This is a genomic window from Pseudomonas sp. BAV 4579 (assembly GCF_009765395.1).
GTDB lineage: Bacteria > Pseudomonadota > Gammaproteobacteria > Pseudomonadales > Pseudomonadaceae > Chryseomonas > Chryseomonas aestiva.
In genome coordinates this window covers 1-862 of sequence record NZ_WHOV01000243.1, presented here as the reverse complement: position 1 = coordinate 862, position 862 = coordinate 1, and the positions used below count along the sequence as shown (strand labels likewise).

The 862-nt window shown below is 60.7% G+C and carries 1 protein-coding gene; it reads left to right on the top strand.

Annotated features, from left to right (window positions below; translation table 11 throughout):
* A partial coding sequence (locus GSQ95_RS25710; protein ID WP_178123854.1) for an efflux RND transporter permease subunit occupies positions 1-862 on the top strand: 862 nt, incomplete at both ends.

The window sequence follows — 862 nt, the reverse complement described above, 5'->3', positions numbered from 1 at the left end:
GGAAGCGACCCGTAAGTCGATGGAGCAGATCCAGGGCGCCCTGGTCGGTATCGCCCTGGTGCTGTCAGCGGTGTTCGTGCCCATGGCCTTCTTCGGCGGCTCCACCGGGGTGATCTATCGCCAGTTTTCTATCACCATCGTCACTTCCATGGCGTTGTCGGTGCTGGTGGCTTTGGTCTTCACGCCTGCGCTGTGCGCCAGCATGCTCAAGCCGGTCAAGCAGGGGCACCACGAGAAGCGTGGGTTCTTCGGCTGGTTCAACCGCAAGTTCGAGAGTGGCCAGCACCGTTACGAGCGTAGCGTCGCCGCGGTGATCCGCCACAAGATCCCGTTCCTGCTGGTCTATGTGATCATCGTCGCCGGTATGGCTTTCTTGTTCACGCGCATTCCCTCGTCCTTCCTGCCCGAAGAAGACCAGGGCATTCTGTTCGGCCAGGTTACGACACCGCCCGGGTCGTCCGCCGAGCGCACTCAGCAGGTGCTCGATTCCATGCGCGAGCAAATGATGAAGAACGAGCCAGCCGTAGGTTCGATGTTCACCGTCAACGGCTTCAACTTTGCTGGTCGCGGTCAGAGTTCGGGCTTGGCATTCATCCAGTTGAAAACCTGGGACCAGCGACCTGATGCCAATGACACAGCCGGTGCGGTTGCCGGACGCGCCATGGGCTATCTCTCGCAGATCCGGGATGCCATCGTTTTCGTGGTGGTACCGCCCGCGGTACTGGAGCTGGGCAACGCCACTGGTTTCGACTTCTATCTGCAGGACAACGGCGGTATTGGCCACGAGGCGCTCATGGCCGCACGCAATCAGTTGCTCGGCATGGCTGCGCAGAATCCCAAGCTGATGCAGACCCGACCCAAT